This window comes from Alkalihalobacterium elongatum (assembly GCF_019024285.1).
Taxonomy (GTDB): domain Bacteria; phylum Bacillota; class Bacilli; order Bacillales; family Bacillaceae_F; genus Alkalihalobacterium; species Alkalihalobacterium elongatum.
On record NZ_WMKZ01000002.1, the window covers coordinates 189,904 to 211,765 of the forward strand.

General features: G+C 35.3%; 19 protein-coding genes. 8 read left to right on the forward strand and 11 right to left on the reverse strand.

Annotated elements, in window-relative coordinates; all coding sequences use genetic code 11:
• Positions 1 to 48: 48 nt before the first annotated feature.
• From GKP30_RS04810 to GKP30_RS04825, 4 genes are all read left to right on the forward strand, one after another.
• Positions 49 to 705 carry a lytic transglycosylase domain-containing protein gene (locus GKP30_RS04810; protein WP_216828271.1) on the forward strand — a complete coding sequence of 219 codons (657 nt, stop codon included), beginning with the start codon at positions 49 to 51 and terminating at the stop codon, positions 703 to 705.
• A gap of 167 nt (positions 706 to 872) precedes the next feature.
• On the forward strand, positions 873 to 1,259 hold the full coding sequence (locus GKP30_RS04815) for a globin domain-containing protein (RefSeq protein WP_216828272.1): 387 nt from the start codon (positions 873 to 875) through the stop codon (positions 1,257 to 1,259).
• A gap of 15 nt (positions 1,260 to 1,274) precedes the next feature.
• On the forward strand, positions 1,275 to 2,207 hold the full coding sequence (locus GKP30_RS04820) for a ClpXP adapter SpxH family protein (protein WP_216828273.1): 933 nt from the start codon (positions 1,275 to 1,277) through the stop codon (positions 2,205 to 2,207).
• A 286-nt stretch (positions 2,208 to 2,493) separates the two neighbouring features.
• A complete protein-coding gene (locus GKP30_RS04825; protein WP_236034900.1) occupies positions 2,494 to 2,691 on the forward strand; it encodes a hypothetical protein in 198 nt (65 codons plus the stop codon).
• Between the two features lie 20 nt (positions 2,692 to 2,711).
• On the opposite strand, the gene GKP30_RS04830 is transcribed toward GKP30_RS04825, so the two are convergent.
• The 5 genes from GKP30_RS04830 to mecA form a co-directional block, all read right to left on the reverse strand.
• On the reverse strand, positions 2,712 to 4,451 hold the full coding sequence (locus GKP30_RS04830; protein WP_216828274.1) for an ABC transporter ATP-binding protein: 1,740 nt from the start codon (positions 4,449 to 4,451) through the stop codon (positions 2,712 to 2,714).
• A 195-nt stretch (positions 4,452 to 4,646) separates the two neighbouring features.
• Positions 4,647 to 6,461: an oligoendopeptidase F gene (pepF, locus tag GKP30_RS04835; protein WP_216828275.1), complete on the reverse strand. Its 1,815-nt coding sequence runs from the start codon at positions 6,459 to 6,461 to the stop codon at positions 4,647 to 4,649.
• A 128-nt stretch (positions 6,462 to 6,589) separates the two neighbouring features.
• The gene (locus GKP30_RS04840; protein ID WP_216828276.1) at positions 6,590 to 7,771 is read right to left on the reverse strand and encodes a competence protein CoiA; all 1,182 of its coding nucleotides are present in this window, start codon (positions 7,769 to 7,771) and stop codon (positions 6,590 to 6,592) included.
• Between the two features lie 116 nt (positions 7,772 to 7,887).
• Positions 7,888 to 9,399 carry a cardiolipin synthase gene (cls, locus tag GKP30_RS04845; protein ID WP_216828277.1) on the reverse strand — a complete coding sequence of 504 codons (1,512 nt, stop codon included), beginning with the start codon at positions 9,397 to 9,399 and terminating at the stop codon, positions 7,888 to 7,890.
• 260 nt (positions 9,400 to 9,659) lie between these two features.
• On the reverse strand, positions 9,660 to 10,355 hold the full coding sequence (mecA, locus tag GKP30_RS04850) for an adaptor protein MecA (protein ID WP_216828278.1): 696 nt from the start codon (positions 10,353 to 10,355) through the stop codon (positions 9,660 to 9,662).
• Positions 10,356 to 10,727: 372 nt separating this feature from the next.
• Here mecA and GKP30_RS04855 point away from each other — a divergent pair, with 372 nt between their 5' ends.
• Entirely contained in the window at positions 10,728 to 11,405 is a 678-nt protein-coding gene (locus GKP30_RS04855; RefSeq protein ID WP_216828279.1) for a TerC family protein, read from the forward strand.
• 112 nt (positions 11,406 to 11,517) lie between these two features.
• Here the strand turns inward: GKP30_RS04855 and spxA are convergent, their stop codons facing one another.
• Positions 11,518 to 11,913 carry a transcriptional regulator SpxA gene (gene spxA, locus GKP30_RS04860; protein WP_216828280.1) on the reverse strand — a complete coding sequence of 132 codons (396 nt, stop codon included), beginning with the start codon at positions 11,911 to 11,913 and terminating at the stop codon, positions 11,518 to 11,520.
• Between the two features lie 376 nt (positions 11,914 to 12,289).
• Between spxA and GKP30_RS04865 the strand changes: the two genes are divergently transcribed.
• Both GKP30_RS04865 and GKP30_RS04870 read left to right on the forward strand, forming a co-directional pair.
• Positions 12,290 to 13,516 carry an efflux RND transporter periplasmic adaptor subunit gene (locus GKP30_RS04865; protein ID WP_216828281.1) on the forward strand — a complete coding sequence of 409 codons (1,227 nt, stop codon included), beginning with the start codon at positions 12,290 to 12,292 and terminating at the stop codon, positions 13,514 to 13,516.
• Positions 13,517 to 13,524: 8 nt separating this feature from the next.
• A complete protein-coding gene (locus GKP30_RS04870; protein WP_216828282.1) occupies positions 13,525 to 16,590 on the forward strand; it encodes an efflux RND transporter permease subunit in 3,066 nt (1,021 codons plus the stop codon).
• A gap of 87 nt (positions 16,591 to 16,677) precedes the next feature.
• Here the strand turns inward: GKP30_RS04870 and GKP30_RS04875 are convergent, their stop codons facing one another.
• The 5 genes from GKP30_RS04875 to GKP30_RS04890 form a co-directional block, all read right to left on the reverse strand.
• Complete coding sequence (locus GKP30_RS04875) at positions 16,678 to 17,859, reverse strand: hypothetical protein (RefSeq protein WP_216828283.1); 1,182 nt, start codon at positions 17,857 to 17,859, stop codon at positions 16,678 to 16,680.
• A 26-nt stretch (positions 17,860 to 17,885) separates the two neighbouring features.
• Complete coding sequence (locus tag GKP30_RS04880; protein WP_216828284.1) at positions 17,886 to 19,226, reverse strand: GMC oxidoreductase; 1,341 nt, start codon at positions 19,224 to 19,226, stop codon at positions 17,886 to 17,888.
• A gap of 50 nt (positions 19,227 to 19,276) precedes the next feature.
• Entirely contained in the window at positions 19,277 to 20,488 is a 1,212-nt protein-coding gene (locus GKP30_RS04885; RefSeq protein WP_216828285.1) for a glycosyltransferase family 2 protein, read from the reverse strand.
• Positions 20,489 to 20,634: 146 nt separating this feature from the next.
• Complete coding sequence (locus GKP30_RS23725) at positions 20,635 to 20,763, reverse strand: hypothetical protein (protein WP_268884660.1); 129 nt, start codon at positions 20,761 to 20,763, stop codon at positions 20,635 to 20,637.
• 25 nt (positions 20,764 to 20,788) lie between these two features.
• A complete protein-coding gene (locus GKP30_RS04890; protein WP_216828286.1) occupies positions 20,789 to 21,358 on the reverse strand; it encodes a GNAT family N-acetyltransferase in 570 nt (189 codons plus the stop codon).
• Between the two features lie 305 nt (positions 21,359 to 21,663).
• Between GKP30_RS04890 and GKP30_RS04895 the strand changes: the two genes are divergently transcribed.
• Positions 21,664 to 21,846, forward strand: a complete 183-nt coding sequence (locus GKP30_RS04895) for a hypothetical protein (protein ID WP_216828287.1) — start codon at positions 21,664 to 21,666, stop codon at positions 21,844 to 21,846.
• Positions 21,847 to 21,862: the final 16 nt, after the last annotated feature.

Consider the following 21,862-nt stretch of genomic DNA (forward strand, 5'->3'; position numbering starts at 1 on the left):
CTACTATAAACTAGATTATAGAATTATATTCCGTCCGAGGTGCATTGAATGAACATTATGATGTTCCAACAAATTGCAGAAATGAATGCAATTAGACAATTACGAGGACCTAGTTCCTCAACTAGTCCTTCTCCGTTTCAATCATTATTTTCAGGTTTTATTCAAGAAGAAATGGAAAAAATGAATGTAAAACTCAATCAAAACCAACGCAATATGGGTTTATTTTTACATCCTATTGCACAGCTTGAAGTGGAAAAAACAATGCAACAACATTCTGGAGCCACCGAAACAATTAAACCGTTAAAAGAAACTGGCCAATCCCGTGTAGACGTCTATAAGCAATGGATTAACGATGCAGCAGCAAAATATAACTTAGATCCAAAGCTTATTGTTGCTGTTATTAAACATGAGTCTAACTTTAACCCAAATGCAACAAGTAGGGCTGGAGCTGGCGGCCTCATGCAACTAATGCCTGGAACGGCAAGATCCTTAGGTGTATCTAATGTTTATGATCCAGAGCAAAATATTAATGGCGGTGCTAAATATCTACGTCAAATGCTGGATCGCTTTAACGGTGACACACGTTTAGCTTTAGCCGCTTATAATGCAGGTCCTGGTAATGTTGATAAATACGGAGGAATACCTCCATTTAGAGAAACTCAAAACTACGTACCTAAAGTAATGAATACATTCTTAAATGCATAGATGACTCTATTAAGATGCTTGGATAACTAACTACCCAGGCATCTTTTGTTTATTCTTTTTCCAGTCCAGCTTCAAGTTCAAATCAGATTATTTGATGTTAGATGTGACCATTGCTAAAATGGATTTAAGTAAGTAGTTACTAAAATAGCCTCTTAAAGGAGATAACTATGTCAGAACATCAAACACCATATGACCTAATAGGTGCTGAACTTTTAAGCGAACTAATAGATATCTTTTATGATAAAGTAAGCCGACATCCAGTGCTTGCACCGATTTTTCCAGATGACTTAACAGAAACTGCAAGAAAACAAAAACAATTTTTAACTCAATTTCTTGGTGGACCACCCTTATACTCTGAAGAACACGGTCATCCTATGCTAAGAGCTAGACATATGCCATTTAAAATTACCCCAACTGGTGCATCTGCCTGGTTAGCTTGTATGAAGGAGGCAATGGATGAAGTCGGCTTAGAAGGGCCTTTACGGGAACAAATATTTAGTCGTCTAACCTTTACAGCACATCATATGGTAAATCATCCGCACGATACGGAATAGGAAGGAGGACTCTCAATGACTTCAAAAGAAAATCAGACTAGCTGTGATCATATTCGAGGCTTTTGTGGTCCTATTGAAGAACCATCCGTATCCAAAAAATCTAACCCTTGCAATAAAAAGCCATTGGAAATCTATATATTTATTGATCCTCTTTGCCCTCAATGCTGGGCGTTTGAACCAATACTAAAAAAGATGCAGGTTGAATATGGAAAGTACTTTAAAATAAGGTACTTTGTTGCTGGATCACTTGAATTATGGAATAAGCCACAAGCAAAAATTGAAGAGACAAAGAAATTAGAAGAGATTGCTAAAAGTTGGGAAAAAACAGCTAATCAAACAGGAATGAGCTGTGACGGAGATTTATGGTTTGAAGACCCAATTACCTCCCCTTATACGGTTTCTATTGCAATTAAAGCAGCTGAGATGCAAGGCCAAGTTGCTGGACTTAAGTTTTTACGAAAATTAAGGGAGTTTCTATTCTTAAATAAGAAAAATATTTCAAAAGAAACTGTATTAATTGAATGTGCTCAATTAGCCGGACTAGATGTTGAGGAGTTCATTAGAGATCTTAAATCGGATGGAGCTGTAAAAGCCCTGAAATGTGATGTAAAAATGACGAAGGAACTTGGAGTTGATTATTCTCCTACTTTTGTTTTTTTTAATGATAATTTTGAAGAAGAAGGATTAAAAGTGACTGGATTTTATCCTTATGAGGTTTATGTCGAAATCATTGAGCAATTATTAGGTTTTTCACCAGAACCTTCTACACTCACTTCACTAGAGGATTTTTTATCTTGCTATAACTTTGTCGCTACAAAAGAAGTGGCCGTTGTCTTCAATATATCTACTCAGGAAGCTGAAAAACGATTGAAACGTTTAATGCTACAACAGCAGGTTGAAAGGGTGCCAGTTAAATATGGTACTTTCTGGAGATACATTAAGACATAGAAACTCTAGCATTTTCTTGCAAAGGTAAACGTCTTAAAGCAAAATAAAGAGGCTGACATGGGGTGTCAGCCTCTTTTTAATAGGGGGAGAAAATGTTTAACACTAATTATTTTACAATAATAAATTTAACATATTTAGTTCTTCAATGAAACCCTTGATAAGAACGTTCGCAACATCGTCACATTTTTTCTATTTTTTGTTTACTGACCTTTAAAATGATCATTTTATGAATAACTAGCATGTCTCTTTCATCCATTACATACTATTTTTATAGGATGGTTTGATCATGATTGAGGTGAGTCATATGAGAAAAATACTAATAATCATTGGTGTTCTTTTAATCATCATTAGTTTTTATTTTATGGTTTTAGCTTTAATGAATGTTTTTCCTCTATTTATTGCAGCCCCTGTTTTGTTTTTATCAGTTGTATTTACGATAGTTGTATATAACGAGCGTAATCGTTTCCGCGGGTTTCGAAGCTAAATTAGATTACTTCTTGTTTGTTAGCTTGCAATAAACTGTTGCTCCACTAATTTTTTATATAACGGGTGACTCTCCATAAGTTCATTATGAGTACCCGTTCCCGTCACTTTACCGTGTTCAATAAAAACGATTTGGTCAGCTTTAACAACGGTAGAAAGTCGATGCGCTATTACGATAGTTGTTCTTCCATCCATTGCATGTTTTAAAGCCTTTTGAACTTCAAATTCAGAATTGCTGTCTAAACTAGAAGTCGCTTCATCAAGCATCAAGATCGGTGCATTTCTTAGTAACGCTCTAGCAATCGCGATCCTTTGGCGCTGTCCACCTGAAAGTTTTATGCCGCGTTCACCGACTTCTGTTTCTACTCCATCTGGAAGGCCAAAAATAAACTCTTTAGAATTCGCTAGTTCTAGTACATAGATCATTTCTTCATCTGAAACTTCTCGATCCACCCCTAGCAACAAATTTTCCTTAATTGTACCTGGCATAAGTGGACTTTCTTGAGAAACATAAGCTAATTGCCTTCTCCAACTACTTAACGAAAGGGACTCGATATCTTCATTTGCAAATGTAATTTGTCCACTACTCGGTTTATAGAACCGCTCAATCATTGAAAAAATTGTCGTCTTTCCACTTCCACTTGGTCCAACGATAGCCGTTATCTTACCAGGTGGAATCGTCAGAGAAATACCCTTTAATATGTGCTCTTTATTCTCGTATGAAAAATGAACATTATCAAAAGTGATTGCTTTTTCATGTGCTCTCATTTCAATTCCTGCTACTAAATCCTCAACCTCATGTTGTAATATTCCTTGTATTCTTTCAGTAGCTCCCATCGCCTTTTGTAATTCTGCAAAGAAACTAGCAAACTGACTAACAGGGATGATAATGAGAAATAAGTACAATATAAAAGCAACTAAATCACCAGCAGATAATGCCCCACTCGCTACTCTTACTCCGCCGTAGCCAATAATTAAGACGAGCATTCCCATCAAAGCTAACATTATTAATGGACTCAACAAAGCTTGTATTTTCGCTTCTTTGATACCAAATTTGAAAAGGCCTTTGATCTTTTCTTCTCCTTTTTTCTCCTCGCCTTCTTCCGCTCGGTAAGCTTTAATTAAACGAACATCCGCAAGTACTTCAGAAAGGACGTTTGTGAAGTTTGCCATTTCTTTTTGAGTGCCCTTTGCAATCTTGTACATCTTATTCCCAATCGGAATAATAACGAGCAGCATCACGGGAACAGCTGACAGCATTACAACCGTCATTCTCCAATCAAGTAATAATAAAATAATGACAGCACCAATAATTGAGATAAAACCAGAGATAGCGGTCACGATATGTCTCGTTATCAGCGTCTTGACTACATTTGTATCATTCGTTATTCTACTAATCGTTTCACCTGTTCGGTGGTTGTCATAGTACGGAATAGGTAGATGAAGTATATGTTTCCATAACCGTCGACGTAAATTTGCGACAATCGTTTGCCCTGAATAAGCTAATAAATAGTAAGATACACCACCAGCGATTGCTTGTAAAAAGAAGGCTCCAATCAAAAGAGAGATCATCCTTCCTTCCAGGGTCCCTGCTGAAAACTGATCAACAAACTCTCGTGTAAACAATGGAACAATTAGACTAGCTGCTGTTTCAATAAGGCTTATAATTACAGCAATGGTGAGCAACATAACAGGAGGTTGGCTCTTTTTTAATAGATTAAAAAAAGACGAAAATTGTAATTTTGCTTCCTTCTCTTTCATAAATACCTACCTTTTTAAACCGTTCATGATTTTTCTAAAAGTGTACTATAGCATACCTTTGTTTACAAAGATTTATACTTTCACTACTAATTTCACTTTTTAGCACGTGAATCCAAAATAACGCTAGTAACAATTTTTAAGACAAGAGCCTAATAGAAAGAAGCTGACCACATAAGGCCAGCTTCACTTTCTTATTTATTCATTTTCAAGCAGCTTCTCCATTTCGGTTAAAGTTTGTTCGAATACAGCACAAGCTTGCTTAATTGGTTCTGCAGAAGTCATGTCTACTCCAGCTTTTTGTAGTACTTGAATTGGGTAATCGGAGCTTCCCGCTTTCAAGAATTCCAAGTAACGATCAACTGCAGGCTGTCCCTCTTCTAGGATTTGTTTTGATAATGCTGTTGCTGCACTATAGCCTGTCGCATACTGATAAACGTAGAAGTTGTAATAGAAGTGCGGAATACGTGCCCATTCTAAGCCGATTTCTTCGTCAATAATAATATCATTACCAAAGTATTTTACATTTAAATCGTAATATGTCTTCGTTAACAATTCAGGAGTCAGTGCTTCACCCGCTGCAGATTTCTCATGAATTAATTGTTCAAATTCTGCAAACATCGTTTGTCTAAACACAGTACCTCTGAATCCTTCTAAGAAGTGATTTAAAAGGTACAATTTTTTCTTCTTATCATCAGTGGTTTTTAATAAATAATCATTGAGTAACGCTTCGTTTAAAGTAGAAGCGACTTCCGCGACAAATATTGTATAATCTCCATAAGGATAAGGTTGATTTTCTCTCGTGTAGTAGCTGTGACAAGAATGTCCAATTTCGTGTGCTAATGTAAATAAATTATTCACATTATCCTGCCAGTTCATTAAGATATATGGCATCGTTCCATAAGCACCAGAAGAATAAGCACCACTACGCTTACCAACATTCTCTTCTACGTCAATCCAACGTTTCTCATAACCTTCTTTAATGATGTTTACGTATTCTTCTCCAAGAGGAGCAACACCCTTAAGGACTAGTTCTTTTGCTTCTTCATAAGGAACTTCCATTTTTACATCTTTCACTAATGGAGTATAAAGATCATACATATGAAGTTCTTGCACTCCTAACACCTTTTTGCGTAATGCCACGTAACGATGTAATAAATGTAAATGGTCATTGATCGTTGAAACTAACTGATCATAAACGACTTCAGGAATATGGTTTTTGCTTAATGCCGCTTGTCTTGCAGATTCATATTTACGGACATTTGCATAAAAAATATCTTTCTTTACTTGCCCACTCAACGTACTTGCAAATGTATTTTTAAATTTATCATATGTTTCATATACAGCTTTAAAAGCATCTCTTCTCACTCGTTGATCTGGAGATTCTAAAAAGCGGATAAAACGTCCATGAGTTACTTCGATTTCCTCTCCATTTTCATCCGTTACTGTCGGGAATTTAAGGTCTGCATTGTTCAAACTGCCAAACGTGGAGCTTGGTGTTTTAAGTGCTTCTGCTGCTTGAGCTAAAATAGCTTCCTCTGCTTCTGTTAAAACGTGCGGGCGGGCTTTATTTAATTCTTCTAAAGCATGCTTATATAGTCTTAGTCCTTCATGCTCTTCTACAAATTTAATAAGCCTTTCTTCTGGGATTGACATAATTTCAGGCGTCATAAATGATGCGGTTTGACCAACTTTTGCAGCTAGTCCTTGAGCACGGTCATTTAAACCTTGATAAAATGAGTTCGTTGTATCTTGATCATAACGCATATGTGCATATGTATATAGTTGATGCAGTCTCATTGAGATTTCATCTTGTTGTTGCAATGCTTGATACAACTGTTCAGCTGATGCACCCAATTTGCCTTTAAACTGGGCTAATTTTGGTAGTTCACCGTTTACAGCTGCAAACTCTGTTTCCCAATCTCCGTCGGTTGCATAAATTGCCTCTAAATCCCAAGTTAACTCTTTTGCAATTTCTTCACGTTTTGGCAGTGATTTTGTAGCCTTTGCCATAATCGTATACCTCCAGTATCTCTCTATTTCCTTTATTAAAAGTGTAAGCACACACAAAGGATAATTTGCATTCTACTTAATATACGTTCTATATAGATATTAACATTCCTTTATTTACAAATTAATATTTAATTTATTTTAATCTGACTTGCAAATTCCTCATCTCTCACAATTGCTTCATTAATTGACTTTGGATATTGAATCTCTTTTACTCTAAAATAACCTTTTGAACTCGTTCTTTTGATAACACCTCTGTTTATTAAAAGTTGTAAATAGGACATAACTGCATAGGAATAGTGGCCATCGTAATACGGAAGTGTACGTGTACTACAAACTCTTTTTTCTATTAATTCCTTCAAAAAATGATATACATTTTGGAAAGTAAATCTCGCTTCAAGAGGATAAGTTGACAAGTAAATGAGGATAAATGTTTGCCATATATATGGAGGTGTTTCGATCCATTCATGATGCTTCGTGGGCCAACCTGCTTCAATTGGGTAAAGGTACGGAGAAAAATTCCTTTGTAAACAGTAACTATTAAAATACTTTTGCGACCAACTAGGATAAAGCACTACATTATAGCGCCACTTTTTTTTAACGGTTAGCCATAAATCTTTCCAACTGTTTTCTTGTAAAAATTGGGGTTTAAGTAAGTCTTGAAATGTAATATCGTTAGCTCTAGTTGTAATCATTTGTGATAAAGCTGATTGAGAAGAAAGTGACTTTATATTTATTAAGGAAAAGAACTGATTGTTATCAGAACAAAAGTAATGGAGGATGTTTTTCATTTTAGGATGTGGTTGTAATGCAGCCCATTCTATCGGAGATAAGGAAAAAAATGTTGAGGATTTGCGCGTCATTCGGTTACCGCCAAAGATCCATAGCGGGTGTATGTCTTCTTGCAAGTAGCCTTTCGTTCTTTTTTCAAAGACTGGCAAAGGAATAGATGAACACTGATACTCAATAGCGTAATACCTTCCTTCATAAAAAGTGAAAAGATCAGGTCGTTGGTTAATAGAGGATAAATACGGTTCAAGTAATGTATGTATCTTCTGATCCATCAGCCAATGATACAGCTGTTCTTTTCCATGCAAGTGATAGTCTGATTCTGCTTCTAATTCTACAGAACACCTAGCTTCTTCAATATGAGCAAAATGCCACCTTCGTATGGTTCCTAACTTTAACCTCACTGGTTTCTTACAAACTGGACAAACAAAGCGCTTTTCTTTTCGCAAGTGTTCTAATTGGTCTATTTTCCAGCCTTGTACTAAACTTATTCGCTTACGGTCTTCCGTGTATGCAATCAGCAAACGACTTTCCCCCTTTCAATTTAAGACTTAACATTCTCCATTTCATAAGCAATTCCTTTGCACTTTACAGAAACTTAACAAATAAAAAAGACTTTCCTAATATCCAAGAAAGTCTTTTATAATAATGGACTTAATAATCTACAGGTTGACTCTTGTAAACGATTTAAGAGCGACCTCTTCTTAAAGAAATCAAGTTCTATTTGATTGGAATGTTCAAGATCAAAAATATAATCACTAACAAGGGTTGTCACACTTTTTGTACGGTATAAAAATGCATTGACTTCAAAATTAAGGTGAAAGCTACGCATATCCATATTTGCAGTACCAATGGAAGCTATTTCATTATCTACAATCACAATTTTACTATGCATAAACCCGCGATGATATTCATAGATTTTTACTCCCGCTTCTAACAATTCAGGGAAATAAGAACGAGATGCATAAAAAACAATCCGCTTATCTGGACGATTTGGTACTAGGATTCTTACATCAACCCCACTTAAAGCTGCTATTTTTAAAGCACTCAAAATATCATCATCAGGTATAAAATAAGGCGAGGCAATCCAAATTGATTTTTTAGCGGAAGTAATCATAGAAAAGAAAAGCTTTTTAATGACTTCCCAGCGTGTGTCTGGACCACTGGCAATCATTTGTACACCGCCCTCATCATTTCGGTCTACGAGGACAGGGGAGAAATATTCTGGATCTAAAACCGCTTCTTTCGTAACATAATACCAATCCTTTAAAAAAATAAGCTGAAGTGTTCGAACAGCTTCTCCTCTTACATATAAATGCGTATCACGCCAATAACCAAAATATTGATTACGACCTAAGTATTCATCACCAATATTTAAACCGCCAACGAAGCCTACATGACCATCTATAACGACAATCTTCCGGTGGTTCCGATAATTTATTTTATGAGTAAGGAAGGGGAGCTTAACTGGAGCAAACGGCCGCATTTCTACTCCAGCTTCTCGTAATTCTTGTATATATTTTTTAGAGAGCTTCCAACTTCCAACAGCATCATAAAGAAATCTAACTTTGACACCCTCTTGTGCTTTTTCTATCAATATTTTTTTTATTTCTTCACCAACCTCATCATGTCGTACAATATAGTAAACAAGATGAATGTGCTGTTTGGCCATTTTTAAAGTTTGAAAGATATGAGCAAATGTCTCTTTTCCATCTGTTAAAACTTTCGTTTCCGTCGAAAAGGAAATAGGGTTATTACCTAATCTGTGTGCTAGCCGAAATAATAATTGTTGATGTCCCCCCATTTTTTCAAGGCGTACTTCATCAATTTGGCGATTTCCTTCGATATTTTCAAAGGCGTGTTCATCTTGAATAGCCTTCTGAATAAAAGAACGTTTTTTTCGGTAGTTTTGACCAAATAAAAGGTAAAAGAAAAATCCAACAACAGGGAAAACACCTAACACCATTAGCCAAGTGAGAGTCTTTGTTGGATGGCGGTTTTCGAAAAAAATAACAACAGCAATAAAAAGAACAGACATTGAAAATAAAATACTAAAAGCTCCTACAATCCAGCCTTCCCAGTAATCCCTAAACAAATAAAGAACACCGATGACTATCAGCAAGAACACAATAACGTTTAATCTAGTTTTCATATTAATCTCCTTTAATGAAGGCGTGTGAAACTAACAAATAACACGAAGAGGTAAAACCAACACTCTGGCAATTTTCTTTTCGCATTATTTGCTGCCATTCTATCGCAATCATCTCAAAGCACAAGGCGCAAACTAAAAAAAAGAGGCTGACTCTCGTGTCAATCGACTACATATCATAGATATAGAAGAAAGTTCCTCTATTATGATATGCGTGAAGAGAAGACACTTATGAGTCGGCCTCACTAAACTCTAAGCTACTATCACTCTTTAGTTTCCGAGTGGTTTAAATTGAAATAATTACGTACAGTTGTTAAAGCATCGTCTTTCATAACTAACTTTCCGTATTCTTGGATACGATAAATAGTTATTTCAGATTCATAGCCAAATTCTAAAATTTGACTTAACATATCATCTTGCTCATCTTCATCATATCTTTCATCATTAAAGATAACGTGAAGATAATATTTCCCCTCAAAATGATAGAGGGTATTTTCCATTCCTTCTGGTACGAAACTATGACTCAAGGCAATTAAATCTTCAAAGTCGGCAAATCCGATAACAAGTTCTAATAACTCATTATATTCTTCATCAATGCCTTCTTCTGATTCGCCATTGCCGAATTGCGCGTCTAACATCTCCACAATGTTTTGGTCAACAGGAATATCAGCCATTTTATCATTTGAGACAGGAATTTCTAGTTTTACATGACCATCAGAAATTTGCCCTCTTGTTACTACAATCTCTAAACCTTTATCTAAAGCTTGTACTTGGATCCACAATGGCCCCTCAAGCTCAAATTCTTCTCGATCATGTGCCTCACTCATCATTTCGAAAAAGAGCTCTTCTCCTCTTTCTCTGTTATACCATATTTCATCCCGGTCAAACCCTCGGGACTCGATATCCTTATACGTAATAAAAAACTTAATTGTTGATTCATTTACTCTTTCGATTTCCATAACTCTCTCCCTCCAGACATTATCAATAGAAGTACACTTCTAATTGATATTCATAGCTACCAAACGACGTAATACCTAATAAATTTCAACTACTCATTGAGGGTGTAATGTAAGTTAGAGTTTCTCTATATTACTTCTATTGTATGACAAAATCAACTGAATTGGAAATTAAAAACGGGACAATTTAAAATTTTTTTAGAATTGTATGTTAGCCCGTTTTATATTTATGTTCTTAACTGTAACAATGACGTATAGACTAACAATAAGACAACCTTACAACAGTTATTATCAGGCTATGCTTATTATTAACTATTTATTATGAGTGATTATAGTTTGTTTTGTCAATGAAACAGATAAGGATGATTATTTAAAATGGATATTGATTTTTTAATTTCTCTTTTAACTATTATTGGTATTGATATTATCTTAGGTGGCGATAACGCAATCGTCGTTGCACTTGCCTGTAGAAACCTTCCAAAGGAACAACGAAATAAAGCTATTGTATTGGGTATAGGCTTAGCACTAGTTATTCGTATTGTTTTAACTTTAGTAGCTGTCCAGCTCCTTAAGATCCCGTTGTTACTAGCAATTGGTGGAGCTTTATTAATCTATATCGCTTACGACTTAATTTCACAAATGAATAACGATCACAATGTACATAGTGGAACAAGTATATTTAGTGCCATTAAAGCAATCATCATTGCTGATTTTATTATGGGGGTAGATAATGTAATAGCTGTTGCTGGGGCAGCACATGGCTATCCATCACTTGTCATTATAGGGCTAATTATTTCCGTGCCGATTATTATATTAGGAAGTAAACTAATACTTTTAATTTTTGAGCGTTTTCCTTTTGTTATCTACATCGGTGCAGGTATTCTTGCTTTTACTGCTGGTAGAATGATCACACATGAAGAACAACTTGCTCCATTATTCGAAAGTCACCCAATTGTTACGGTTTTATTTCAAGTAGCTGTTATTATAGGTGTTCTATTCGCTGGTTATGTTAAGCGACACGGCTTTCTTACAAACTTTTCCACAAAATATTAAACAATTTCCTTGCTTACCATTTCACGGGGTATTTCCAAAATAATTTCAAGTACCTAATTTATTTAAAATATAAACAAAAAGAGGCTGTTATATTGAGCAGCCTCTTTTACATTTAGTTGACCATCTTTTGTGCTTCCAATAAGTGAAACGTTCTAACTTTCCTTGGTAAGAAGCGACGAATTTCTGCCTCATTATATCCAACTTGTAATCGCTTATCATCAAATATAATTGGACGACGAAGTAATCCAGGGTTTTCACTAATTAACTTAAATAAAGTTTGTAGTGGCAATGCCTCTAACTCAACATCAAGATCTTGGAATACTTTTGAACGAGTTGAAATAATCTCATCTGTTCCATCTTCAGTCATTCGAACAACCTCTTTTACTTCATCAATGGATAAAGGTGATGCAAAAATATTTCTTTCCTGAAACGGTATGTTATGTTCTTCTAACCAAGCTTTTGCTTTTCTACAAGATGTACAACTCGGTGATGTTAATAGGGTTACCATAAATGGACATCTCCCTTCAACAATGTATATCAACATCATTACAATAAATTTTTCCTTACATTAAGCATTATACAATAATAATTCTAATTTGAATACCCCTATTAAAAAAATTATGTACATTAATTATACAACACGCTCATGTTGTAAACATGCTTTATTTATAAAGTGTTTTCCCTCCTATCTTCAAAAGAAAACTTCCCTATATTTAACGGTGCTTCCTTCTTTTATTGAAAAATGACATCAAAATAACATAGTTGTCACATGATTGTCACATCATAATAAGGTATTGTAGTTTGTTCTACCCAAAAATATATAGTATTTTCAATTATATAAATACGTTATCATAGTAAAGTTTGATATTAGGGGTGACTGGTGCGTGTACAAATATTTTAATTTTAAATCCATCTGTTTCATATGTCTCATACTCTTTATTGCAGGGTGTGCAACGGATGATATTACAAGTGACAGTGTTGAACGACAGTCATTATTGGTCTCTGTTGAAGAGGCTAAACAATCGGAAATTCGCCAAACCCTCGAGTTAAATGGCCAAATGCTTCCTAAAGAACAAGTACCGCTATTCACTGTTACACCTTTAGAAGTTAAAGAAATTCATAAAAAAGTTGGAGAAAATGTAAAACGAGGTGACTTATTGATCACCCTAGATGCAGAACTAGCTAGTGAGCAAGTTGCTCATGCAAAAAAAGCTGTAAGTGAGCTTGAAAAGGCGCTCAATCAAGCAAACGAGTTAAACCGTACGGCCCAAAACGAGATCCAAAGGCTACAAACACTTCAACAAGAACTTGAACAATCATTAAATGCAACTCGTGGTGCCATCGAAAACCTTGATGAAGAAAATCCAGATGTTGCATTACTTGAATTTATTCGAAGTTCACTCGAATTAAGTCTTAAACAAGCAGAACTTGCTCAAGCAGCTGGCGCAATCCAACAAGTTCCTAGGATTAATACAACAGAATTGGAAATTCAACTTGAAACAGCTAAACATAACGTGAGACAAGCTGAACAAGGTGTACAAGCCACCCGACTAACAGCACCAATTGCTGGCGTAATTGCACAAATGGACGTTACAGTCGGTCAAATGGCTGTGCCAAACTCCCCGCTTGCTGTTATCGTTAATTTAGATCCAGTTGTAGCTACCTTTTCTGCTAATAGCTTTCAAATATCAAAGCTTCAACCAGGTATGGACGTATCAATTGGCATTAATGGGCTAAACCAAAAATATGAAAATTCAATTACTACGGTATCACCTGTTGTAAACCCCCAAACGAATACGTTTACCGTAGAAGCTGAAATAGAAAATCCTGATCTTTTCATTAAAGGTGGTATGCGTGCAACTGCATTAGTCGATCTTGGTACGATTGATGAAGCAATCGTTATTCCGATCGGTAGTATCTTATATGAAGATAATGAAGCCTTTGTTTTCAAAGTTAACGAAAATACGGTTATTAAACAATCAGTTGAATTAGGGTCTAGAGAAGGTGACCTAATTGAAGTGGTTGAAGGAATTGAGGTAAATGATACAGTTGTTACAACTGGAAAAGAGCGTTTAACAGACGGTGCTCAAATTACGATACGAAACGAGTGAAACAGAAAATGAAGATCGCTAAACTATCAGTTCTTAGACCCGTTGCAATGGGTATGGTTATTTGCCTAGTTATCATACTAGGCATCGTTTCATTACGGGATTTATCTGTTGATTTATTTCCAGAGCTCAGTTTTCCTATCGTTGCCGTTACAGCTTCCTATGAGGGAGCGGGTCCCGAAGAAATCGAACAGCTGATAACGCAACCGATTGAAGAAATGATGTCCAGTTTACCAAGTGTTGAATCAGTCTCTTCTACTTCACGGACAGGTGGTGCACTTATACTAGTTGCCTTCGACTGGGGTACAGATATGGACTTTGCTACCTTAAACATGCGGGAGCGTATCGATATGATCCGAGAAGGATTGCCAAATGAAGTCCCTACACCCCAAGTACTACGGTTTGATCCGAGTCTTCTACCTATCGTACAGCTAGCCGTGAGTGCTCCAGATGGAAATATAATTGAAGCGAGGAAATTTGCTGAAAATGATATTAGTCCATTATTAGATGCAGTTGATGGAGTTGCTTCCGTTCAAATTGAGGGCGGAGCCGAACAAGAAATTCAACTTCATATTGATCCTAATCGCTTAACAGCATACGGGTTAACGCTAACAGAGCTCCAACAAATTATAGCAAGTGAAAATTTAAATCTACCAGGTGGGCAGCTCCAAGACTTCAACTTAAACTTACCAATAAGAATAACTGGTCAATTTACATCAATCTACGATATAAAAACATTACCGATTCCAACAAGTGAAGGAATATTGCCCTTATCGGATATTGCAGATATCGTTGAAACCTTAAAACCAACTACCCAAGCGAGTTACTTGAACGGACAACCAAGTGTCGGGATTTCAGTTCTGAAAGCATCAGGGACAAATACTGTTGCTGTTGCTAGAAACATCAACCGACAACTAGAGGAGCTTAATGAACTGCTTCCACAAGGTGTTGAAATAAAAACGATTTTCGATCAAAGCCGCTTTATTGAACAATCTATTCGTGCTGTAGCCTGGAATATAGTTCTTGGGAGTATTTTAGCTGGTACGGTCCTTTATTTATTTTTGAGAAATTTCAGAAGTACAATGATTATTGGATTCTCTATTCCTATTTCTATTATTACGACATTTTTATTTATGTATTTTAGCGGCCAAACCTTAAATGTATTAACACTTGGGGGACTAGCATTAGGTGTCGGTATGATGGTCGATAATGCCATCGTTATATTAGAAAACATTTATCGGTTACGCCAAAAAGGAATGTCAATCAAAGAAGCAGCTATTGAAGGGACAACTGAAATCGGCGGTGCAATTATCGCTTCGACGCTCACTACAATTGTCGTATTTTTACCGATTATTTTTGTGGAGGGGTTAGCAGCACAATTATTTAAACCGCTTGCATTAACTGTTGCCTTTTCTCTGTTTGCTTCTTTATTTACTGCATTAATCATTGTACCTTTGTTATCTTCAACTTTTATGAAAGTGAATGAAGATACTTCCTTTTTTCAACAGGGATTTCAAAGGCTATCTGGGTTTTATAGAAAAATATTAGAAAGATCTTTAAAGCGCCCTAAAACGGTAATATTTAGTACCTTTGCTTTATTTGCCATCTCTCTAGCTGGAATACCCTTTATAGGAACAGAATTTCTTCCAGCACAGGATCAAAGTTTTATAAGCATTGACACGAGACTTCCTGCGGGGAGCTCACTTGACAGTACCTATGAAGTAGCCACTGAAATTGAAGAACGAATTAAGGATCTTCCAGAAATTGATTTGATTTATGTAACTGTCGGCGGTACCGATAACTTTACGATAGGTGCTGGTACACAAACCAACCGAGCCTCTTATAGTATTTTATTAAAAGAACCTAATAAGAGAACAAAAACCGATTTAATAATCGCTGAAGACATTCGTAACCTTTTACAGGATATTCCTGGTGCGGAAATTTCGGTATCAGCGAGTGACACAGGCTTTTCAGAAAATCCAATTTCAATTACAGTTAAAGGTCGTGACTTACAAACATTACATCAATTATCTAATGAAGTAATTCGCCTCATTTCTGAAGTGGATGGAGTGAGAGAGCCTTCTTCAAACTTCACGGTCGGAAGTCCAGAAATTACGGTTGCTGTTGATCGTGAGCGTGCTGCTAACTATGGTGTAGGAAGTGCTCAAATTGCTAGTGCTGTTAATAATGCAACAAGAGGTATGGTTGCGACACGATTAGCTAGAGGTGGAGATGAACTCGATGTTAGACTTGTAGTCGAAGAGCGTTATACGTCTTCAGTCGACGAGCTTAATCAGTTGCTTATCGATACTCCTACAGGAGAACGTATCCCGCTTGAGGCAGTTGCTACAATTGCAAGAGATCAAGGACCGAGTACCATTCGACGTGCTAATCGACTACGAGAAGTAACCGTTACTGCATCGATTTTGAATAGAGATTTAGGTAGTGTCGTAAATGATATTCAGGAAGTGCTAAAAGAAGAGCTAGCTCCTTTACTACCTACAGGCTATCGTATAAGCTTTGGTGGTCAAAACGAGCAAATGAATGATGCTTTCTTTAAATTAGCAGGTGCGATTGGTCTAGCTGTCGTGTTAGTTTACATGGTTATGGCTGCGCGATTTGAGTCACTATTTTACCCTTTTATCATTATGTTTAGCGTTCCTATCACACTTATAGGAATTGTCTTTGGTCTTCTCGTGACTTTTCAGCCATTTGGTGTTGGTTCTCTCGTAGGTATTTTAATTTTAACAGGAATTGTTGTTAATAATGCGATTGTATTAATTGATTATATTAATACATTAAAACAAAAAGGTCTTCCTAGCTTCGAAGCAATCGTCGAGGCGGGACCAACACGTCTACGCCCAATCTTAATGACTGCTTTAACAACAATACTTGGTCTTATTCCTCTTACATTAGGTTTTGGAGAAGGAACAGAAGTCCAGCAGCCGATGGCAATTGTTATCGTGTTTGGTTTAAGCTTTTCTACGTTCATAACATTAATTCTTATACCTGTTATTTACTACGCATTTGATTTACGAAAAGAAAAGAAGCTAAAGAAACAAGAGTTTCTCATTTAAACATTGTAAAAAAATCTTACTCACATAGAGGAAGAGGCTGTCTAAATAATAATAGACAGCCTCTTTTTATTTATTCGTTACTATAAACTAATTTTTATATTGTAAGCCTCGAAGATGAACTATATGATTTTTACCCTCACACGCATTAATCTTATTCGGCAACCAGTCTTTTGCGATGATATCTGGGCTTTGAACTCCACTAATATAGCCGATTTTTCCTTGATGGGCACCAAGATTCTCATCTAGAATATCCAGTTCTTCAAAGTTTAAATTCCCATAATTTACAAATAATTTCCATTTAGGCTTTCTATTTACACCGTCAGTTCTTTCATTTTCCATCTCTGCTGTGAAAATATCTAATAAACCATCACCATTGATATCAAACAGTTGTAGTGTATGCAGACCTCTAAAATCACGTCTTTTATCAATTAATATTTTTCGCGTCCATGTTTTCCCTTTATTTGAGGAATGCAAAAGTATTATCCTAGCTTTGGCATCCAATTCTGATTCTGTGATAACTACTGATATTGAGCCATCATTCATTAGATCGCTGACTGCTATCCGTGTTTCAGGGTGTAAATTTAAATCATCGACAGGAAAAGGAGTAAATTTCCACTGTGTACCTCTTCCATCTAAATTTTCAAAAATACCTTGTGCTGTAATTACATCCATACTACCTTTCCCTTTAATATCATACAATGCTGTACCATCACCAGCTAATTTATTTGATATAACTGTTTCTATCCATTCTTTTCTCACGTTTTTTTGACTTCTATACCAACTTAATTTTCCATGCTTGTTTCTTACTAAAATATCCGAATGGCCCTGACCAGAAATATCTCCAACTAATATATCGTGAGGATCAATACAGTTTGCTGCAACTTTATGGATATTCCACTTACCTTTAATGGGGTCAGCGGGTTGTTCGGCCCAGTAAACATTTCCCCCCGGGCGTCCCTTCCTTTTTAACCACGTAAAATTATTGTGCCATTCACCAAATATTACATCTAGCTTTCCATTGCCTGTGATGTCAGCAACTTCCATTCCAACTTGGACACTATAATTTGTTGTAATAACTGTTTTTACCCATCTCCCTTTTTCCCAACGTAGCCAATTTAATGACCCTCTATTTGCAGATTTATCTATCGCAACCTGTCCATATAAAAAGTCAGGTGTTACTTTTTTATTTGGATACTGTAAATTACATAGAACTCCGCCACTTAATATTCGGTTTTTAGGATAAGTTTCAATAATATTATAATTACTCATTTCTTCCCTCCAAGTCAGACATTATCCTAATTCTGTACAATTGAATCAACTGTTCGAAATGACAAAGCTACGGTTGTTAAAACTGGATTAACAGCTCCTATAGTAGGTAGAACACTGTTATCCGTAATATATAACCCTGCTATACCGTGGACTTTTCCATATGGATCGGTTACCGAAATAGTTGGATCTGTTCCCATTCGACATGTACATGCCTCATGATAATCTGCTCCTGGTTCCTGGACTTGAATGCTGGGCTTACCATCTCTTGAATTAATTGATCCACCAATTATTGTGGCGACCTTCTCTAATTCTTTTTTCATTTCATTGATAATTAATAGATCATTTTTACTGTAGGAGAAATTAATTTTAGCTTTTGATACTCCTCTAATATCCTGATCTTTTTTATTAATATAAACCTTATTTTCAAAGCTTGATTCTACTCTTCCGAAGCTAGCTAAAGCAGCTTTTCCTTTATTTATATATATTTGAATTTGATAGGGACGATTAACAGTTTGAGGTAAAAGAATTGAGGCCTTCTTATAGTTTTTTGTATTACAAAAAGCTTTAACAAATGAATGATTGGTTAAGTAATGGCCAATGGCTTTTCCTTTAATACCAGAATAGAGTAGTAAACGTGGTGTTTCTATTGCACCAGTTGCAAGTATAATATTTTTAGATCTTAGAATACATTCTTTACCATCTACAGAATGAACTTTTACTCCTACAGTTTTATTATTATTTATTAATACCTTTGTTACCCTCGAATTTATTGCTATATCAAAAGGTTTATTTTTAAATGCTTCATTTAAGAATAATAGTGAAGAAAAAAACTTGACGGAGTTTTTTGGCAATCTAGTTACCGCTAAAGGAAAGCTTTGAACATCTTTATAACCACTATTTATAAAATTTTGAAATATCGGTATTGACGGATCAAAAGCTTTAGTAACATTTAATTTCTTTTCCGCTATATCATAATATTTTTTCATTTCAATCTCAGAAATGGGCCAGGAATTGATTTCTTCAGTTGGCATTCTAGGACAAACATTGCCCCAGAATAAAGTCCTTCCACCTAGGGCAAGTAATTCTCTAGCTCCAGAAAATTGATTAAGATGTTCTCCATATGAATTTGATACCTTGTAATAGTAGGATTCTGGATTTTTTACCTTCATATTATTCGCATGTGCAGGTAATACACTTCCTCCAGCTTCTATTACTGCAATTTGCTTTTTCTTATTTCTCCACTTTTCACATAATCGTAAAACTGATGCAGCACCACCAGCTCCTGTACCAATGATTAATACATCATACTCCTTGTTTTTCATTTTCTCTAGTGGAGTAGTTGGAAATAATAATTCTTTTGCAACCATACTATTCCCCCCAATAAAAATTTTTTATCTTGGTCCGTATCATAGCTTTTTTATTGTTTCATTAATAAATCCATTAGTAATACTAATTTCTCAAAGCCAGCTTTCTTTAATTTTTCACGTTCTACATTAAGATTTTTTCTTTTTGCGGCGATATGTGCAGAACTTTCCCCTGTTAACAAATTTGTGATTTTCTTTTCATCAGCCTTTAATAGTGAAATTTTTTCTAACATTGTAAATATTTCTTTTTTAAAAAGACTGTATTGTCCAATAGGAAGTGAATAGAACTCACCAACTACATCATTCATTACCTTTAACCTATTAGGAACAATTAAATATTTCAAAGATAAAACTAATATATCTATACAAGGATGTTTTCTTTGAAACTTCACTAAATTCTTAGCTTCTTCCACAATTTTCTCCCTATTCATTGGGTGTTCTTGATGATACACTGTCACATTTACTACAACGATTTTTACACCTGATTTATAAAGCTTAAAGCCTAATTCATAATCCTCTAGCCCCCACCCTATAAATGTTTCCTCAAATCCACCAACTTTCTCAATGACCGTTTTCCTTATAGAAAGATTCATTGTCACGCAACTAGTCCAAGGTAAAAAAGGTAAATTAGCTTTTGCCTTTAATAGATTATTATATTCCATTGCATTTGTTGAAAAATCCTTTAGAACATTTATTGACTTTATATCCTCTTTAAATAGTAGTTGTATTGGCTGTTTAATATTTCGTATACTTTGATTAAAATTTTTTCCATCTAAACTTTTAGTTCCTATCTCCCTCATAATTCGTTTCTGAACTCTTGGTTTTTTTTGCAAAATGGAACTGACTTGTTCAATTTGCTTTTGATTAAATCTAGGTAATAAACAAGAATATAATTTTTTGTATTGTTTCCCTATGCAAACCAATGACTCTTTTGATAGATGTTGTTGATAATGTGCTTTTACAAAGTTAGGCTCTACAATTACTTCTGCATCTAAAAAAATTAAAATTTCTCCTCTTGCTAATTTAATCCCTAAATTACGAGTTCTAGATCTACCTAAGTTTTTATTGTTGTTTCGAATATATCTAAAATGATATGGTGGTTTATAACTTTTTAAGTTAGTCGTTTGGTCTGTTGAATGATCATCAATTAAAATTACTTCCATCTTTGAGAGGTCAAATTCTTGATTCTCTAAAGAATATAATGAGAGTAAGTTTAACGGATAACGATTATATGAGGGAATAATTATTGAAACTTTGATGTTCAAAAAAGCACCCCCTTTAAGGTATTTATTTACATATCCTATCTGTATGTTGTTAAAAGAAATTACGTATAAGCTACTGTCTTTATGTCAAACATTAAAAAAAAAGCAGCACTCTTTGACACTAAGAGTCTGCTTTTGCATACAACAATTTATGCAATTGTCTTCGTATTGGTGGCGGGTCTACGTTTTGGAGCTTCTTTTAAGTTTCTCAATTTTTTACGGAGCAACTCTTTTAGAAGTTCACGCTTTCTTCTTTTGCTCTTCTCTCTCCCCTTCATCGTTCTCACCACCTTACATAGCAAATTAGATTTGTTCTTGTTGTTCGACAACCTCTTCATCAAATGTTAAAACATCATCTACGGGGCTATAAGACTGACCATACAACTGTTTATCTTTGTAAGTGTGAATCGTTTCGTACGTTTTTTTCATCTTTTCATAAATACTTTCTTCTGACTCATCGGTTGGCGACCAATATAGAATTTCAAGCTCATTGATTTCGTTTGTTGCAAGCGACCGTCTACGATATCCAATGGACTCGGCATGCTTAAAACCTTCTCTTGCATAGAACCGCTGTCTTTTTTGTGTATCTGTATCTTCATAGTCAATTGGTTCTACTTCAAGAATAATCGGTTTTCCTTTCTTTTTCAATTTATCAATTAATTTTTTTCCTGTCCCTTTTCCCCTTGCATTTTTTGACACAAACAAATAATCGATAAAAACAAAGTCATCCATTTCTACGTACATGAGGACATGATCTTCGCTTTCATCTTTAAAATATATTTCAGACTTCTCTGCTAAGAGTAATTCCATGTGTTCCTTTGATTTCATTTCTTCAATTGGAAAATACTGATTAAGCTTTTCATACCAATTCACTTGACTATGACCTCCATTTGTCTTTAGTCTCTTTATTATATGCAAGAATGTTCCTACAATAAACGGCACTAACAGGGGGTTATTACCAGCATTTAATAAAATTTTCTCATGAGCAGTAATCTATTCTCTTTCTTATATAAATACCTTCATTTTCTCTCATATGTTAGCATTCCTTCCCTTTTTGTTAGTGCATTAAAGAACTGATTAATTAAAGTGTCTATCTCTTTTTTTGAAATCCCTTTCATTTTCACATATCCTTCTGTACAATAAATGGTAAGATGCAATCATCAATAGGGGGATTTTAGATGGGTAACTTAGTTATCGATTTTGTATTACTTGCACTATGTATTATTGGATTTACAGCACTAATGGGTACAGTTACAAATGTATTTGGCATGAAAGTTTTCGGACGAGGAAATGTAGACAAATTTAAAACGAAATCATCAAGTGTTCAAACAGGCTGGAAAAAAGTCGGCGGCAGGCAATAAGAAAAGCGGAAACGCC